This is a genomic window from Streptosporangium nondiastaticum, from assembly GCF_003011965.1.
In the GTDB taxonomy this organism is placed as follows: domain Bacteria; phylum Actinomycetota; class Actinomycetes; order Streptomycetales; family Streptomycetaceae; genus Streptomyces; species Streptomyces nondiastaticus.
This window is the reverse complement of record NZ_PXWG01000145.1, coordinates 1-17,286: the sequence shown is the minus strand read 5'-3', so window position 1 is coordinate 17,286 and position 17,286 is coordinate 1. Positions and strand designations below refer to the sequence as shown.

11 protein-coding genes and 1 tRNA gene are annotated in these 17,286 nt (G+C 73.5%); 8 read left to right on the top strand and 4 right to left on the bottom strand.

Translation table 11 applies throughout. The features are described from left to right. The 4 genes from B7P34_RS30520 to B7P34_RS30505 form a co-directional block, all read left to right on the top strand. A partial coding sequence (locus B7P34_RS30520; RefSeq protein ID WP_106681430.1) for a condensation domain-containing protein occupies positions 1–2,624 on the top strand: 2,624 nt, incomplete at its 5' end. Positions 2,625–2,910: 286 nt separating this feature from the next. Continuing rightward, positions 2,911–5,790 (top strand): M4 family metallopeptidase, encoded by a 2,880-nt coding sequence (locus B7P34_RS30515; protein WP_223268394.1) that lies wholly within the window; start codon positions 2,911–2,913, stop codon positions 5,788–5,790. A 217-nt stretch (positions 5,791–6,007) separates the two neighbouring features. Then, complete coding sequence (locus tag B7P34_RS30510) at positions 6,008–6,436, top strand: hypothetical protein (RefSeq protein WP_106681428.1); 429 nt, start codon at positions 6,008–6,010, stop codon at positions 6,434–6,436. 87 nt (positions 6,437–6,523) lie between these two features. After that, entirely contained in the window at positions 6,524–7,864 is a 1,341-nt protein-coding gene (locus B7P34_RS30505; RefSeq protein WP_223268393.1) for a PP2C family protein-serine/threonine phosphatase, read from the top strand. A 14-nt stretch (positions 7,865–7,878) separates the two neighbouring features. Here the strand turns inward: B7P34_RS30505 and B7P34_RS30500 are convergent, their stop codons facing one another. The 3 genes from B7P34_RS30500 to B7P34_RS30490 form a co-directional block, all read right to left on the bottom strand. After that, positions 7,879–11,205 (bottom strand): ATP-binding protein, encoded by a 3,327-nt coding sequence (locus B7P34_RS30500; RefSeq protein WP_146166970.1) that lies wholly within the window; start codon positions 11,203–11,205, stop codon positions 7,879–7,881. Positions 11,206–11,275: 70 nt separating this feature from the next. Further along, positions 11,276–12,055: an AfsR/SARP family transcriptional regulator gene (locus B7P34_RS30495; protein ID WP_106681425.1), complete on the bottom strand. Its 780-nt coding sequence runs from the start codon at positions 12,053–12,055 to the stop codon at positions 11,276–11,278. 81 nt (positions 12,056–12,136) lie between these two features. After that, positions 12,137–12,210 (bottom strand) — tRNA-Lys (locus B7P34_RS30490). A 151-nt stretch (positions 12,211–12,361) separates the two neighbouring features. On the opposite strand from B7P34_RS30490, the gene B7P34_RS30485 reads away from it, so the two are divergent. The 3 genes from B7P34_RS30485 to B7P34_RS30475 all read left to right on the top strand — a co-directional run bounded on the left by B7P34_RS30485 (position 12,362) and on the right by B7P34_RS30475 (position 14,341). Beyond that, a complete protein-coding gene (locus tag B7P34_RS30485; RefSeq protein ID WP_106681424.1) occupies positions 12,362–12,775 on the top strand; it encodes a DUF7144 family membrane protein in 414 nt (137 codons plus the stop codon). A 151-nt stretch (positions 12,776–12,926) separates the two neighbouring features. Next, complete coding sequence (locus B7P34_RS30480; protein ID WP_106681423.1) at positions 12,927–13,310, top strand: hypothetical protein; 384 nt, start codon at positions 12,927–12,929, stop codon at positions 13,308–13,310. Between the two features lie 65 nt (positions 13,311–13,375). Beyond that, positions 13,376–14,341 (top strand): MurR/RpiR family transcriptional regulator, encoded by a 966-nt coding sequence (locus B7P34_RS30475; protein WP_106681422.1) that lies wholly within the window; start codon positions 13,376–13,378, stop codon positions 14,339–14,341. 308 nt (positions 14,342–14,649) lie between these two features. Here the strand turns inward: B7P34_RS30475 and B7P34_RS30470 are convergent, their stop codons facing one another. Then, positions 14,650–15,675, bottom strand: coding sequence for an Lrp/AsnC family transcriptional regulator (locus B7P34_RS30470; RefSeq protein WP_106681431.1), 1,026 nt, complete (start codon positions 15,673–15,675; stop codon positions 14,650–14,652). A gap of 123 nt (positions 15,676–15,798) precedes the next feature. Here B7P34_RS30470 and B7P34_RS30465 point away from each other — a divergent pair. Next, positions 15,799–17,286 (top strand): MFS transporter (locus B7P34_RS30465; protein ID WP_106681421.1); only part of this gene is annotated, 1,488 nt, incomplete at its 3' end.

Here is a 17,286-nt window from a genome sequence, read left to right as displayed (position 1 = left end):
GGGCCCGCCGGCCGGAGCGCCGGGCGCCCGCGGCGGCGGACGACGGCACCGCGCCGCTGTCCCACGCCCAGCACCGGATGTGGCTGATGGAGCGCCTGGGCCGGGGCGGCGCGGTCTACAACGTGCCGTTCGCGACCCGGGTGCGCGGCCCCTTCGACGCGGAGGCGTTCGGCCGGGCCCTGACCGGCCTGGTGCGCCGCCACGAGGTGCTGCGGACGCGCTACGGGCTGCGGGACGGCGAGCCGTTCCAGGAGGTGACGGCGGCGCGCCGGGTGCCGGTCCGCACCGTGGACGCCGCCGCCGGGGACGCCGCGCGGAAGGTGCTCGGCGAGGAGGCGGCCCGGGGCTTCGACCTCGCGGCCGGGCCCGTGCTGCGGGCCCTGCGCGTCCGGCACGCCGAGGACGACCACACGCTCCTGCTGACGTTCCATCACATCGCTGTGGACGGCGGCTCCCTGGACGTGATCGCCCGTGAGCTCGGCGACCGCTACCGCGCCGAGCTGGAGGGGCGCGACGCGGAGGACGCGGAGGACGCGGGACCGGAGCGCGCCGCGCCGCGGTACGCGGACTTCGCCCGGCGGGAGCGGGCCGGTTCGGACGCGCTCGACGAGGGCCTCGCGTACTGGACCGGGCGGCTCGCGGGCGCCCGCCCCGTGCCCCTGCCGGGGGACGGGGCGGAGCCCGGCCGCCGGGGCGAGGCGCGGGTGCTGTCCGCGCCGCTGGAGCCCGGCGCGGTCGAGGGGCTGCGGGCGGCGGGCCGCGCGCACCGGGCGACGCTGTTCACGGTCGTGCTGTCCGCGGCGTTCGCGGCGCTCCTGGAGGCGACCGGCGAGGAGGACCTCGTCCTCGGCTGTGCCAGCAGCCACCGCGACACGGCGGGCGCGCGCGACCTGGTGGGCCTGTGCGTGAACACCCTCCCGGTCCGGCCCGGCCTGTCCGGGGCCGGCGACATGGGCACGCTGCTGGCGCGGGTGCGGGACGCGCTCCTGGAGGCGCAGCGCCACCGTCACGTCCCGTTCGACCTCATGGTCGAACGGCTCGGCGCCGCCGCGCGCGACGCCGGCGGCAACCCGCTGGTGGGCGTCACGGCGGACGTCCTGGCCCCGCCGCCCGTCCTGCGGCTGGCGGGGGCGGAGTGCGAGCCCGGCGACGTCGCGCTGGACGGCGTCAAGTTCGGCCTCGGCCTCTACCTGGAGGAGGGAACGGCCGGCAGCGGCCCGAGCTGCCTGATCCGGTACGACCGCGGCCGCCTCGGCGAGGAGCCGGCCCGCCGTCTGCTGGACGGTTTCGCGGAAGTGCTGGCGTCCCTGTCGAGGGGCGAGAACCGGCCGCTGGACGCGGCGGGCAGGCGGATCCCGGGGCGGGAGGCGTCCCGCGAACCGGACGAGGCCCGTGGGCCTGAGGAGGTCCGTGGACCTGACACCGCTCCCCGCGCCTCCGCCTCCGCCATCGCCGTCGTCGAAGTCTTCGCCGACCTGCTCGGCGAGCACCCGGGCCTCGACGGGGACTTCTTTCTCCTCGGCGGGCACTCCCTGCTCGCGGTGCGGGTCGCCGAGCGGCTCCGGGAGCGGCTGCAGGTGCCGCTGACGGGGCTCGACGTCCTGGAGCAGCGCACCCCGCGCGCGCTGGGGGCGCTGCTGGACGAACGGACGCGGGCGAGGGCTCAGGTGCGGGCGGGCCGCCGCCCGGCGACCCGTACGGGCTCCGCCGCCGCACGGCCCTCCGCCGAGGGCACGGTGCTCGTCACGGGCGGCACCGGCGGTGTCGGGGCGTTCGTGCTGCGGGAGCTGGCGGCCCGCGGCCGGCCGGTCCGGGCGCTGGTGCGGCCGGAGTCGGCGCACCTGGTCGCGGCCGACGGGGTGGACGTGGCCGAGGGCGACCTGGCCGACGCGGACAGCCTGCGCGCGGCGGTGTCGGACGACGTGACCGCGGTCATCCACGCGGCCTGCACCTTCACCTCCCCGGAGGTGGACGTCGCGGCGATGCGGGCCCTGCTGGACGGCTGGCGGCGCGGCTCGTTCGTCTTCGTGAGCAGCGTGGACGCGTACGGGCGGCCGTCGGTGGCCGACGTCGCCGAGGACACCGCGCCGGAGGAGCCGCTCACGGCGTACGGGCGGGCGAAGCTCGACTGCGAGCGGATGCTGTGGGAGGCGGCGGGCACGGCGGGCCGGGGCGGGGCCGCCGTGGTCCGCGCGCCGATCGTGTGGGGCCCGCACCCCCGGCTGCGGGACCAGCTGCGCTGGGGGGCGACCGGTGCGCTCTTCCAGGCGGCCCGCGCCGGGGAGCCGGTCGTGCTGCCCGCGGCGGGCGCGGTCCCGGCTTCCGGCGACCCGTGGTCCGGTGTTCCCTGGATCCACGCCGCGGCCCTGGCCCGGATCCTGGTGACGTGCGCCGAACGCCCGCCGCAGGGCACGGTCAGCGCCGTGGGCGGGCACGTCGGCTGGGAGGAGTTCGCCGGCGAGCTGATCCGGCTGCTGGGCAGCTCCAGCACGGTCGTCGCCGGCGGGCGGGCGCCCGGCCTCCTGCACCGGCACCGCTACCGCGCCGAGGCCCTGGCCGAGGAGCTGGTGGCGCGCCCGGGCGAGGACTGGCGCTCGGCGGTCGCCGCGATGCTGGCGCTCTGACCGCCCGCACGCCTTGAGGGCGCATGCGCCCCGACGGGACGCGCGCCGGAAAACCGTCGGGCCACCAGGACGTTCGCCCTGGTGGCCCGACGGTATTACGTGCACCCGCCGTGAAGAACGACGAAGCGCGGCGAACGTCACGGGCACAAAACGGACGATCGTCTGCCGAGGGGCCGAAAGGTGCCCGTTGGGCTGTCCGGACCGTTGATGAAAGGGCGCCGTCCCCGATTCCATGGCGCTGGCCCGGCACGCCCAGGTGCCGGGGTACACCGCGAGGGGGGACACCTTGCCCGGCATACGCAGACCCGGAGCCCGTCCGGGAAGACCGAGAGCACTCGCAGCACAGAGCGGCATCACCGGTGCGGCGGCGCTGATCAGCGCCGCCGCACTCGTCGTCTCCGCGGCGCCCGCCGGCGCGGCCGCACCGCCGCCCCCGCCCCCGGGCCCGGGCCCGGGTGAGGTGATCCCCGGTCAGCGGACGGAGACCCCCGCGCTGGTGACGGGGATCCGGGAGGGGGCCGACGCGGCGGTGAGCGCGGCCGACGCGGCGCGCGGGCACCTGGCGGAGAAGAAGGACCGCTACCGGATCGCCGCGCCCGCCCGCGACCTGAAGCCCGTACGGACCACCGCGGCCGGCGGGACGGAGACCGTGCGGCTGCAGCAGAAGCACCGCGGCGTCGACGTGCTCGGCGGGCAGTACGTCGTCCGGATGGAGAGCAAGGGCGGCAAGCGCGTCGTCACCGGCACCTCGGGCAAGTACTTCACCGGCCTGACGGCCGACACCACGCCCGAGGTCGACGGAGCCCTGGCCGTCGAGCGGGCGGTGGACGCGACCGAGGACCGGCTCCGTGCGCAGCGCCCCGGCTCAGGCTCCGGCAAGGGCGCGGACGAGGACGGGAAGGGCACGGCGGCGCGGTCGCTGACGGGCACGGACCGCGGGCTGGTCGTGCTGCCGAAGGGCCCGGGCGTGCTCACCCGGCACGTCACGGTGCGGGGCACGGACCCGGCCACCGGTGCGCCGGTGCTGCAGGAGGTGTACGTCGACGCGAAGGCCGGCTATCCGGTCCTCCAGTACAGCGGAATCAAGACGTTCCGGACCGCCGGGCAGGCAGCCGGCACGACGGGCGCGCCCGTCGCTGCCGCGCGCGGCGCCCGCGCCGCCGCGGACGATCCCGGTGTGAAGGGTTCCGGCGTCACGCTGGGCGGCCGGACCGTCGGGCTGGACCTGGCCCGCGACGAGGCGGGCGGCGCGTACGTGATGCGCGACCACTCCCGCATGCGGGACAGCAGCAAGAACGTGCTCGCCACGTGGGACGCGCGGGGCAGGAGCGTGTGGGAGACGTCCGGCGCCTGGCCGGAGGGCATCAAGGAGTTCGCCTCGCCGGCGCCCGCCTTCGGCAAGGAGGCGACCGACGCGGGCGCGGTCGACGCCCACTGGGCCGCGGGCAAGGTCTACGACTACTACAAGAAGGTCCACGGCCGCGACAGCCTGGACGGCCGCGGCATGACCCTCAACTCGCTGGTCGGCGTCACCGCGTTCGGCGGCACGTACGCGAACGCCTTCTGGGACGGCTCCAAGATGGTCTACGGGATCGGCGACGCCGAGTACCGGCCGTTCTCCGCGTCGCTGGACGTCGTCGGGCACGAGATGACGCACGGGGTCGTGGAGAACAGCGCCGAGCTCGTCTACGCGGGCCAGTCCGGCGCCCTCAACGAGGCCCTCGCCGACTACTTCGGCAACGCCGTCAAGACCGACGCCTTCGGCATCGCCATGGACAACCCGGACGCGGGCCTCCTGGGCGACGGGCTGTGCCGGACGAAGGGCCCGCGCGAGTGCGCCGTGCGCGACCTGAACGACGGGCGGAACACCTCCAAGTCCTTCCTCGGCGTGGGCTTCGCCACGGACAACGGCGGCGTCCACCTCAACTCGACGATCTTCTCCGGCGCGCTGTGGGACCTGCGGGAGGACATCGACCGGACGCTCGCCGACCGGATCGTCTACAAGGCGCTCACCGAGTACATGACCCCGCTGGACGGCTTCACCGAGGGCCGGGCCGCGGTCCTCGCCGCGGCCCGGGACCTCAAGGTCTCCGACAGGGAGCTGAGGTCCGTCGAGCGGTCCTTCAGCGCCCACGGCATCGTGCCCGGCTGGGAGCTCGCCCTGGGCGTGGACTCCGACCAGCTCTTCGGCAGGGTCAACACCGATGGTTCGCGGGTGGGCGCGGGCGGCGGCTGGTGGGCCGCGTCCAAGTCGAACGAGACCGGTGCCGAGCCGTACTCGGTCTGGGCCGGGCGCACGGACGGCACCGGCGCGCCGAAGCTGATCAGCCCCAACGACGGCCGCTACCACGTCAACCCGGTCACCGACGGCAGGACCGTGGTGTGGGAGGCGTACGGACGGCGGTCGGTCGAGGTCCTGGCGCGGCCGCTCGCGGGAGGCCCGGTGAAGAGCCTGCGGTCCCTGCGGCGCAGCATGGCCCCGCTGGGCGTCGAGGGCGACGTCGTCGTCATGGAGACCAAGGGGCGCACGGTGTCCCGGTACGTGGAGTACGTGCGGCTGAGCGACCGGATCCCCGTGCAGGTGGTGGACAAGCCCGGCGTGACGACGGCCTCCCCGTCGATCAGCCACGGCAGGATCGCCTACACCCGGCTCGACCGCGGGTGGGACACGGGCCAGCGCACCTCCACGGTGGAGGTGTTCGACCTCGCCACGGGCCGGACGACGGTGGTGCAGAAGCTCGGCGGGTACCCGGCCCTGGGGCCCACGGGCATCAGCGGCAACAGCGTCTACTGGCTGGCCAAGGACGACCCCGAGGCGCCCCGGACGGCGATCCGTCGTGCCGACCTGGACGGTACGGGGCTGACGGAGATCAGCCCGGCCACGGGCCCGGGCGCGGTCGACGCCGCCGACCTGACGGCCTCGGAGGACGCGGTGACCGTCGCCGTGGCGGCGCCCGTGACCGGGCCCGGGACGTTCGACAACGCGACGCTGACGAAGCTCTGGCAGTTCTCGGCGGACGGCAAGCAGAAGGGCCGGGTCTCGTGCAACCGCGGCGAGCAGCTCTCCGCGGCCGCGACCGGCGCCAGGCAGGTCGTGTGGATCGACTCCACGACCGGTTACAGCGACGTGGTCACCCGCACCCGGCCGGCGGGCACCTGCGGCTGACTGCTGACGGGCGAAGTGCCGTGCCCCTGCCGCGGTGCCGGGCGCACCGGGGCGGGGGCGCGGCCTCCTCGGGCGTGCCCCCCTCTCGCGTGGCCTGAAACCGCCGCTGTTCAGACGGGATGTCACGTAACATCCGTGACCTCGCACGACATACGAACAACTGTCGCAACGCTCGGCGCGGCCGGGCCCCGCGGCGGTTCAGGGGGAAGGAACCTCGATGACGTCGTCCCGCTTCGCGCGCCGCCTCGCCGGCGCCGCGGCCGCCGCGCTCGTGATCGGCGCGGGCGCGCTCGCCACCGCTCCGTCCGCCGCCGCGAAGGCCAATCTCCTGGCGATCGACAAGGTGGCGCTCCACACGCCCGGCCTGCAGGTGGACGTCACGTACTCCTGCGACCCGGGCATGAACCACCAGCTCGTGGCCAACGCGTCCAAGCTGGGCACGAGCGCCCACGACGAGTCCGACGCCGCCGGGACGATCAAGGTCGACAAGCTCGTCTGCGACTACAACAGCCACGCCGCCCGGGTCTCCCTGCGCCCTTCGGCCGGCTCGCACTTCGCGAAGGGCGACCAAGTGAAGGTCACCGTCTTCTACTTCGACAACGACGGCTTCAGCTACGCGCGCCAGGAGGCCGTCGCGGGGCTGTGACCCGGACGGTGACCGGCTGCCGCCGACACGGGACAGACATACGAGTATTGGCCACGCTCCGGACGCCGAGTCACTAGCCTGTGCCCGGTGGCAGCAAGCGAGACAGATCATGACGGCCGTCCTCCGCACAGCCCTGCCCGCAGACGGCCGAGCCTGGACGCGGACCTCGACCGGCTGGGGGAACAGCTGGCCGAGTTCGCCCGCGCCCAGGAACGCATGCGGGGCTTATTGGAAGCCATACTCACGATCAGCGGGGAGCTGGAGCTCCCCGTGGTGCTCCGCCGCATCGTCGCGACGGCGATGGAGCTCGTGGGGGCGCGCTACGGAGCCCTCGGTGTGCTGGACGAGGAGGGCACCAAGCTCGCCGAGTTCATCCCCGTCGGCCTGACGGGCGAGGAGGAGGACCGGCTGACCGGGGTGGCGCTCCCCCACGGCGAGGGCCTCCTCGGGCTGCTCATCACCGACCCGCGCCCGCTGCGCGTCGACAGCATCGCCGACCACCCGCAGGCCGCGCAATTCCCGCCGGGGCACCCGCCCATGCGCTCGCTGCTCGGCGTCGCCATCACCGTGCGGGGCAGGATCTACGGCAATCTCTACCTCACCGACCGGCAGGACGGCGCCTCCTTCGACGCCGACGACGAGTCCGTGGTGGTCGCACTGGCCGGCGCGGCAGGCGTCGCCATCGAGAACGCCCGCCTCTACGGCCGCGTCCGCTCCGGCGCGGAGCAGTTCCAGCGGCTGCTCCTGCCGAGCCTGCCCGACCTCTCCCCCTTCGACGCCTGGGCGGTGTACCAGCCCGCCGCGGACCCGGCGCTGCTCGGCGGCGACTGGTACGACGCGATGGTGCTGCCCGACGACACCCGCGTGATGATCGTCGGAGACGTCCTCGGCCACGACGTGCGGGCCGCCGCCACCATGGCCCAGATCCGCAACATGCTGCGCGCCCTCGCCTACGACTCGGACGCCCTGCCCAGCGAGCTGCTCAGCCGCCTGGACCGCACCCTGGAGGCGGTCGCCGAGCCCACCATGGCGACCGCGTGCCTGGTCCGCCTCGTGCCCCGGGGCGACGCGTGGTCCCTGGTCTGGAGCAGTGCGGGGCATCCCCCGCCCCTGGTGGTGACCGCGGACGGCACGACGCGCTTCCTCGACGCGGAGCCCGACGTGCCGATCGGCGTCGACGCCCGGTTCGCCCGCCACGACCACCGCTACACGCTGCCCGCGGGGGCCACGGTCCTGATGTTCACCGACGGGCTGGTGGAGCACCCCGGCCACGGGCTGGACGAGGGCCTGCGCACGATCGCCGAGGTCGCCGCGGCCCACGCCGGGGCCCCGCTCGACGTCCTCGGCCGGGCCGTGGCCGAGGCCCGGCCGAGCGACGGGCACGACGATCTGGCGCTGCTGGTGCTGCGGGCGCCGGAGACGGGCTGAGGCGCGGACGGGAATCATCCGGAGGGAGTCCGTGACCGGTCCGCCATGTCTCCCCAGAACTTGCGCAGTTCCCGGTCCGTCATGTCCTGCCACGGTGCCCTCTTGCGGGTCCACGACAAGGGGTTGAGGTAGCTCCTCCAGCGATAGCGGCGCAGGAGCGCCTGTTGCTGCCGGCAGAAGACCTCACGCACTTCGGCCCGCGGCTGCACACCCATGGCGGGGTAGGGGCACAGTTCGAAGGGGCAGTCGCGGCAGGCGCTTTCCGCGCGGCAGCCGCTTCCCGGTGTCGCGTCGCCGGCCATCCCCACGGTCCGCCCGGGCCGGAGCGCGCCGCGGTGCTTGACGAGGCACGGGGGCAGATCGGTGCGGTCCGCGCGCTCCAGGCACGACTCCAGCTCGGCCGGCTGCTGCGCGTCCCGTTCGGTGAGGTTGCGCAGCAGGAAGACCTCGGCGAGGAGCTGCTGCGCCCGCGGGTGCAGGGTGCTCCACCCCGCCGACGGCGGAATCCAGAGGCGGTGCTCGCGGTGGTCACCGGCGTCCTCGCTGAACGATCCGATCTTGTTCATGACGCCGATCTCGTCGATCCAGACGAACCGCTCGGGCCGGCCGCTCTCCAGGGCGAGGACCGCAAGACTTGCGGCAGCAGAGACGAAGGGGTGCACGCGATCGCCCCTGCGGGTGCGGTCCCCCGGGTGCAGGGCCCGCGGGTCCTGCTTGCTGCCCGCCAGGGCCAGCCAGCGCCTCACCGCCTTCGTCGGGTCGGCCTTGGCCACCGGACGACCGGCCCTTCCCATGGGGTCCGGGAGCTCCCACAGACACAGCGCCTGGATGAGCGTCATCTGCGAATACCAGTAGCGGGCATGGGCCAGCATGATCTCCGCCTGGGCGACGAGGAACTCCCGGGCTTCCTCGTTCGTCTGCGGGTGCAGCCGCCTCCGGTTGGCCGCGCTCAAGAACCCCTGGGCGAGGGCGGTCTCCAGGGAGATCGGCAGGTCCGCCCCGTGCGGACGGGAGTGCTCCGGCTCCAGGTGGTGCAGCCAGAGACTGAGCCTCTCCATCGCCTGCTCCCTGTGCTTCCGGCTCACCGATCCGACCACCATGGGTACGAGCCAGGCCCGCATGACGTACTTCCGCCAGATCCGGAGCCGCTGTTCCTCCCCCGCTTCGGCGATTTCCCTGGCCTTCCTGTCGTAGACGTCCTGCGGTACGCCGCTCCGCCTGACGAGGTTCTCGCGCTCCCAGTGCTCGGCGTCCGCCTGCCGGCGGACTTCTTCCTCGTACTGCGCCCAGGGGTCGTACCGGTCGCGCTCGTCCCTCCGGGGGAGGGGGAACAGGGAGCGCAGGGCATCGAACGCCTTGTCCCCGCCGGCGCCCATCTCCTGTGCGACGGCCAGCCTGATCTGGTACGAGGGCTCAAGGGTGGCGATGGTGAAGAACTGCTCGTAGGCCGGGTCCCCGACCGCCCGCAGGGCTTCCCCGAACCGGTGCACCAAGCGCTCCTTCGCCCCTTCGATCGTCCTGCGATCGCCGGACACGATGTCCGTCCACTGCTCACGGAGCCTGTCGGCGATGCGCTGGTGCTCGGACGGCCCCGGGGCTCTGTCGATGTCGAGTGCGACGGCGTACATGTCGAGGGCCTTGGCGTCGCTGCGGCGCCCGGCTGCCGCGAGGAGCTGCTCGACGGCCGACGCTCGCATAGAGGAGTCCCTCGCACGGGAGTTCAACGCCAGCCCGATCAGGAGCTCGCGAGCAGGCCCCTCCTCCTTGCCCAGGGCACCGGACAGGAGCTCGCCCTTCTTGACGTCGAGGTAGCCGGAGCCGAGGTACGCCTGGAGGATGCTGTGCTGGAACCGGATCTTCTCCCCACGGGCCTCCACCAGGCCGAGCTGCTCACCCTGCGTGGCGCACAGCGCACGGAGCTCGCGCTGCCTCTGAAGATCGATCTTGTCGCAGCACCCCTCCAGCCGCTGCATGAGCCGGGCCAGTATGTCCGGTTCACCCTCCAGATCGTCGATCCGGACCTCCAGCCGATCGCGCAGGAGTCCGATCCCGGCCAGTGCGGAGATGAACTCGACGACCTTTTCGCGCTCGTCCGGGGCCAGCGCCACCTCGCCGTGGATGCGGCCGGTGACCAGCGCCTCCCGCCATTCGTCGAGCAGCCGCCGCTGCGCTTGTGTGCGGTCCCCATTGCGCGCGTGCAGCCCCGCCCAGCGCTCGGGCCCCGTCCTCTTGTCCCGCGCGGGTTGCTCCCGCAGTTCACGTGCGATCTGCAGATACAGCGGGGACTCGGCCCCGCCGGCCGTCTCGACGACACGGTCCATGCGGTCGCATTCCCGGTCCGGGTGATCGCGCAGCAGGTACTCCCACGCCGCCTCCTCGCTGAGCGGCTCCAGGTCGACGACAGCGGCCCGGGTGTGCTCCAGCGGCGCGTGCGGGCGGGAGGCGATCACCAGGGGAAGCTTCTGCTCTTCCGCCCGCTCGATCGCCCGGCGGATGAGGACGTCCCGGTCCTTCTGGCTGTCGTCGTCGGCGAAGGCCTCCTCCAGGCCGTCGGCGAGGACGACGGCCCTGTCGTCCATACACAGTTGGCGCCACACCCTTTCGCTGTGCCGGTCGGAGAGCACCTTGCGCTCCGTCATCTCGGCGAAGCGCTTCATGGCCACTTCGTGGAAGTCGAGGCGCGGCGCGTTCATGTCGACGTCCCGGAGTCTGATCGGGACGGGGACGGCGCCCTTCTCGGCCAGCATCCGGGTCAGCTGCACGATGACCGACGTCTTCCCGGCGCCCACGCCGCCGACGAGCAGGTACGGGCGCCTGGTGCGCTTGTCCCGCAGCGCCCGGGCGATGACCAGGCACATCTCCTCGCGTCCGACGACATGGCGGATGGCCGGTCCGGCCGTCGGCACCATGCCGCGCGGGTCCTTCCTGGCCGCCCGGATGACCGACCTCCGCACGGAGCCGTACGTCGCGCCGAAGAAGAAGACCGTGGCGAGGCCGAGGCTCAGGAACGGGCCCATAAAGCCGTAGACCACTGCGCAGCCGTTGCCTCTCTTGGAGCACCACTGCTCCAGGGGAGACTTCTCACCTTCGATGAGGGCCCAGACGCCGAAACCGACCCAGCAGACGACAGCCAGCACCGCCAGGTAGGGGAGGACCCGCCTGAGCGACCACCTCGTCCACCACCGCTGAGCCGGCGCGACCTTGCGCCGGGCCGCCAGCCGGACCCGCGCCGAACGGGCGCGGCGCCCCACGGCATCGGCCGCGCGGGACACGAGCCGCCGCGGCCGGACCAGGAGCGGAGACCTCCGGGGTGCGACCTTGCCTTGGGGATGCTTGATCACGTAACCCATGGACGTAAGCCCGTGCTCGTGAGCGCGTTCCGTCGCTCACCCCATCATGGCCACCCCACCGTCACCGCCACGTGACCGCCGCGTGATGCCCGTCGACGCGGGACGCGTCCGGGCGCAGGCCGGCCACCAGGCCGAGCAGCGCCGGCGTCGGGCTCAGGCCGAGTTCGTTCCGCAGGAGCGTCCGGTAGGCCCGGAAGGCGCGGAGCGCCTCGGACTGGTTGCCCTCGGCGAGGTGGGCCCTGATCAGGGCCGCGTGCGCGCTCTCCCGCAGCGGTTCGGCGCGCACGGCCGCCGCGGCGGCCGACACGGCGTGGCCGTAGCGCCGCGCCCCGACGAAGTGGCCCGCGAGCGCTTCGAGGGCGTGCAGCCGCAGCTGCCGCCACTCCTCCGCTTCGCGCAGCGCCCACTCGTCGCACCAGCCGGGCAGCAGGTCCCGGGAGAGGCCGTCGATCTCGCCGGTTCCGATGGCTTCGACGGCGCCGCGCACGGCGTCCGTGCCGTCCAGGAGGCCCCGTGCGAGGGCGCGGAGCTCCTGGAGGTCGACCGCCACGCCGTCGGCGAGGGCGAGCTCGGCCGGGCCGGTGTCGAGGGCCCGGCAGCAGCCCGCACCGCGCAGGCGGGTGAGGGCCGAGCGCAGGGACGCGTGGGCCCGGGCCTCGGACGCGCCGGGCCACAGGTTCTCCGCGACGTCACTTCGCGCGACCGGTCCGGGACGGAGGGCGACGTAGGCCAGCAGGCGTTCGGAGCCCGCGGGGATCCGTACGGAGCCGTCGGCTCCGGCCAGGCGGAACCCGCCGAGCAGGGTGATGCGGAGGGGTGCGCCTTCCGCTGGTGACGGCATCCCTCCATCGTGCGGTGGGTGCCGTCGGGTGTCGAACCGAAGAAAAGCCCCCGCCGACGGATCGGCGGGGGCTTTCTCTTGTGCGCCGCCAGGGACTCGAACCCCGGACCCGCTGATTAAGAGTCAGCTGCTCTAACCAACTGAGCTAGCGGCGCGCGACATGAATATTACATGACTTTCGCGGGGGTGCTGACCGGCCTCACCCGGGCCGCCCTCGCATGGACAGGGGTGGCGGGAGGGGAAACGATGGAGACGAGAGGGTCCGCCTGTCGTACGGGCTGTCATACCGGCAAGGGAGGTAGTCCCATGTCATCCACCCTCAATCCGCACTCGGAGAGATCACAGGCCGCCGCCAGTGGCCTGACCCTGTTCGCGGCCGTGATGATGCTGGTCGTGGGCTTCGTCGATCTCGTCCGGGGGATCATGGCCATCGTGCATGACGACGTCTTCGTCAACACGCCGGACTACGTGTTCAAGTTCAGCCTGGCGGGCTGGGGCTGGGTCCATCTGTTCCTCGGCATCGCGGCGCTCATGGTGGGCGTCGGCCTGTTCCGGGTGAGCCTGTGGGCCAGGGTCCTCGGCGTGGCCGTCGCGTCGCTGCTGCTGATCGCCAACTTCCTGTCCATCCCCTACTACCCGCTGTGGTCGATCGTCGTCATCGCCTTGTCCGCCTTCGTCATCTGGGGACTGTGCGTGGTCCGGCCCGAAGACTCCCCGTAGCGGCACGGACGGCCTCCGGCCCGGCGGGCTCGCGGCGGGCCGGGCGGTCACGCCCTGCGGGGGTGACCATGCCCGCCCGCCGTCGTTCACCGTGTGAAGACTTTCCGGGCATTCCCGGGAATTCTCCAGCAATCGAGTCGAAGGATCAGTGATGCGCTTCTTCCGTCCCGTACTCGCCGCCGTCGCCGTCGCCGGATGCACCCTCGCCTTTGCCGTGCCCGCGGGCGCGGCGGGCACGGCAAAGGCGGACACCGCAAGGGCGGGCACCGCAAGGGCGGGCACCGCAAGGGCGGGCACCGCAAAGGGGTGGTTCGCCTGGGTGGGGCCCAAGGGCGCGCCCTTCTTCGTGGAGAACCCGCCGGACGGCCGGTGCCTCACGATGAGCCAGGAGTCCCAGGGGGCGCACAACGGCACGGTGCTTCCGGCGACCGTGTACCCGCAGAAGGAGTGCAAGGGCACGCCCCTCCACCTCCCGCCGGGCCACCACGCGCCCCGGAACGCCCCCTTCGCGAGCGTGAAGTTCGGTTCGCACTGACGAACGGGGACCGGCGCGCCCATCCGCTATGTTGAGCGGAAGCGGTACGAGAAGGAGGCGCACCGGTGCCATCAGGGCAGCAGGCCCGCGCGCAGGCGTCGCAGCAGGCACGCGCGCAGGCGTCCGCGATCACGCCGGGCGGCCCGGGCAAGGCGGGCGGGCGGCCCTCCGCGGCGGAGCCGGCCCCTGCGGACAAGGTCCGGGCCCTGTTCGGCGGTCACCGGCTGTCCCCCGGGCAGCGGCGCATCGCGCAGTACATCACCGACCACCTCACCGAGGCCGCGTTCCTGTCGATCACGGACCTCGCGGAGCGGGTCGGCGTGAGCCAGCCCTCGGTGACCCGCTTCGCCTCCTCGGTGGGCTTCAGCGGATACCCCGCGCTGCGGGAGGCCCTGCAGCCGATCGCGCTGAGCGCGGTCGCGAACGTGCCCGGCGCGCGCGAGGAGGACCGCCGCAACGAACTGCAGGCGGCCGTGGACGCCGAGATCGAGAACCTGGAGCACCTGCGCCGCGCGTTCACCGACACCGACCAGGTGCTGGAGATCGGCCGCGAGCTCGCACGGTCCGTGCCGCTGACGATCCTCGGCCTGCGGATCTCCGTCTCGCTGGCGGAGTACTTCGCCTACGCGGCGAAGCGCATCCATCCGGACGTGCGGCTGGTCTCGCGCGGCGGCAGCGTCGCCTACGACGCCCTGCTGCAGTCCCGGGAGGCGGGCGGCACGTGGGTGCTCGCGTTCGCGATGCCGAGACACTCCAAGGAGATGCTGGCGGCGATGCGGGCCGCGCGCCGCACGGGGCTGCGCGTCGCGCTGATCACGGACGCGGGCCTGGGCCCCCTGGCCGGGGAGGCCGACGTGACGCTCACGGCCGGCACCGGGTCACGGCTGGTCTTCGACTCGTACGCGGCGCCCGGGATCCTGTCGGCGGCGCTCCTCCAGGCCATGGCCGACGCCGATCCGGAGCGCACGCAGCTGCGGCTGGAGAAGTACGAGCAGGCGGCCGACCAGCACGACTTCTTCCTCGACGACTGATATCGGGACTTTCAGTTCCGGATCGGTCTCGGCGGCGAATGAAAATTTTCATACCCTTGCTTACTGGGCAGTAAATATATTTACTGCGTGTGGCACCCGGGCCTGCAGCGCTCGCGACGGCGAGTACCCGGGGAGCCAGTGGCGAACAACCGGGACCGAGACCCTCCTCATCGGCCCTGTGCGTTCCGTTCGGGTGCTCCGCTCCCCTCGGACACCCCCGGCGGCCCCGGTCTAACCCCTGGACCGGGACCGCCGGCAACACTCTTCGCGGCAGGCGGCAGGCGGTACGCAGCACGCGGCAAGCGGCGTTACGGCGTCACGGGGGCGTCGTAAAGCCGGTTCCCGTCGCTCAGCAGCCCCGCCCGCTTCACCTGCCGCAGCACCGGCAGGACCTCCAGCCGGTGCACGGCCGTCAGCGAGCCGATGCCCTCGGTCATGTAGCGGTACAGGTCGCGCTGGTCACGGCAGAGCACCGTGGCGGCGAGGTTGGCCGTCCCGGTCACGGCCGCGGCGAACGGCACCTGGGGGTGCTCGGCGAGCGCCCGCCCGACCGCCGCGAGCTCGCTCGGCGCGACCGTCGCCGAGATCCCCGCCTCCAGCCCGAAGCCGAGGTGGACGGAGTGGACCTCGACGTCGAAGGAGATCGCGCCGCTCCCCCGCAGGTACTCGATGCGCCGCCGCACCGTGGACTCCGACCGGCCCGCCGCCGCGGCGAGCTCCGGATAGCCCGCCCTGCCGTCCCGGGCGAGGACGGCCAGCATCGCGTGGTCGGCGTCGTCGAGCCGTACGGTGTCTTCGCCGCCCTCGCCTTCCCCCTCGCCCTCCACCGGCCCCGGCCGCAGCGCCGCGATCTGCTCCGGCGTCAGCCCGTCCCGCCCGAACGAGCGGGTCGCGCTGCTGGTGTACTCGTGCAGCATGGTCTGCGCCGTGACGCCCGTGACCTGCCGGGTGCGCGGCAGCTTGCGGAGCAGGAGCGCCTCGTGGTCCTCGCGCGTGCGCGAGCTGACGAGGCAGCCCACCTCCGTGCCGCCCGAGAAGATCTTGACCCAGCCCGTGTCCGGGCGGCGGGCCAGGGCCTCGGCGATGGCGACGGCCGCTCCCGGGACGCACTGGATGCGCAGCCTGGACTCGTAGAGGCCGACACGCTCGCCCTCGGGCAGGCCGAGCACCCGCAGCAGCCCCGCACCGCGCAGCCGGCGGTAGCGGCGGATCACCGTCTGGTCCGTGGTGCCGAGGACGGCGGCGATCCGGCTGAACGCGGCCCGGCCGTCGACCATCAGCGCCTGGACCAGCCGCTGATCCAGCAGATCGAACACCCGCTCCTCTTCGCTCATGTTTTCCATCATTTCACAGCCGTACAGCATCGGATTCCGTCACCGGACCGGCCGTGGGTTCTGAGAAAAGCCACCGGATGCGACCTTCGATCTCCTCGCACAAGACCTTCCGGAGGTACGGAAATGAGGAAGTGGCTGCCGCTCGTCGCGGTGTGCCTGGGGACGTTCATGCTGCTCGTGGACGTGACGATCGTCGTCGTGGCGCTCCCCGACATGGCGGAGAGCCTGCACACGTCGTTCGCGGACCTGCAGTGGGTGATGGACATCTACGCGCTCGCGCTCGCCGCGCTGCTGCTGGGCGCCGGCTCCCTCGCGGACCGGATCGGCCACCGCCGGGTGTACGCGGCGGGCCTCGTGCTCTTCGCCCTCGCCTCGCTGGCCTGCGGACTGGCGACCGGCCCGCAGGCGCTGATCGTCTTCCGCGGCGTCCAGGGCATCGGCGGCGCCGCGATGCTCGCGACGACGACGGCCCTCATCAGCAGCATCTACCACGGCAGGGACCGGGGCACGGCGTTCGGCGCGTGGGGCGCGGTCAGCGGGGCCGCCTCGGCGGCCGGCCCCGTCATGGGCGGGCTGCTGACCGAGCACCTGGACTGGCGCTGGATCTTCTTCGTGAACCTGCCCATCAGCGTGCTGGCCATCGCGATGACGCTGCGGTTCGTCGCCGCGGCGCCGCCCCGGCGGGGCCGCGGCGTGGACCTGCCGGGCCTGGCCGCGTTCACCGTGGCGGCGGGCAGCGCGACGTACGCGCTGATCAAGGGCAACGACTACGGCTGGACGTCGGCCGCCACGCTCGGGCTCTTCGGGCTCGCCGCGGTCGCGCTGGTCGCGTTCCTGCTGATCGAGACGCGCCGCGAGCAGCCGCTGCTGGACCTGGCCCTGTTCCGCGGGCCCTCGTTCTCGGGCCTCATGGTGGCCGCGGTGCTGCTGTCCGTCGCCGCGTTCTCCTACCTCGCCTACACCTCGCTGTGGCTGCAGTCCGTCCGCGGCATGGGGCCCGTCGCCGCGGGCCTCGCCTGCCTGCCCATGAGCGCGGCGGCCTTCCTCGTCGCGTCGCCGGCCGCCCGCTTCCTGCACGACGTCTCGCCGCGCTGGACCATCGGCGCCGGGCTGCTGCTGATCGGCACGGGCGCGTTCCTCCAGGCCACGGTGGACGCCGGCTCGACGTGGACCGCCCTCGTGCCGGGCCTCGCGGTGACCGGCGCCGGCGTCGGCATCGCCACGCCCGTGCTGGCGTCCGCGGCCATGGCCTCCGTCGCGCCGGAGCGCGGCGGAATGGCCAGCGGCGCCGTCAACACCGCGCGCCAGCTCGGCAACGCCCTGGGCATCGCGGTCCTGGGCGTCGTCTTCCACTCCGGGCTGGCGTGCGCGCTCCGCGACAAGGGGGCGGGGGCCGTCGCCGACCCCTCCGCGACCGCCGACGCGCTCGCGGGCGGCCAGGCCGGCGCGGTCGTCGCCCACGCGGCCCCCGCACAGCGGGAGCTGCTCGGGCAGCTCGTGCACGAGGCGTTCGCGGCCGGGCTGCGCCAGACGTTCCTCGTCTCCGGCGCGCTGGGGATCCTGGGCGGGCTGGTGGCGCTCGCCCTCGTCCGCCGCCCCGCGAAGCCGGCA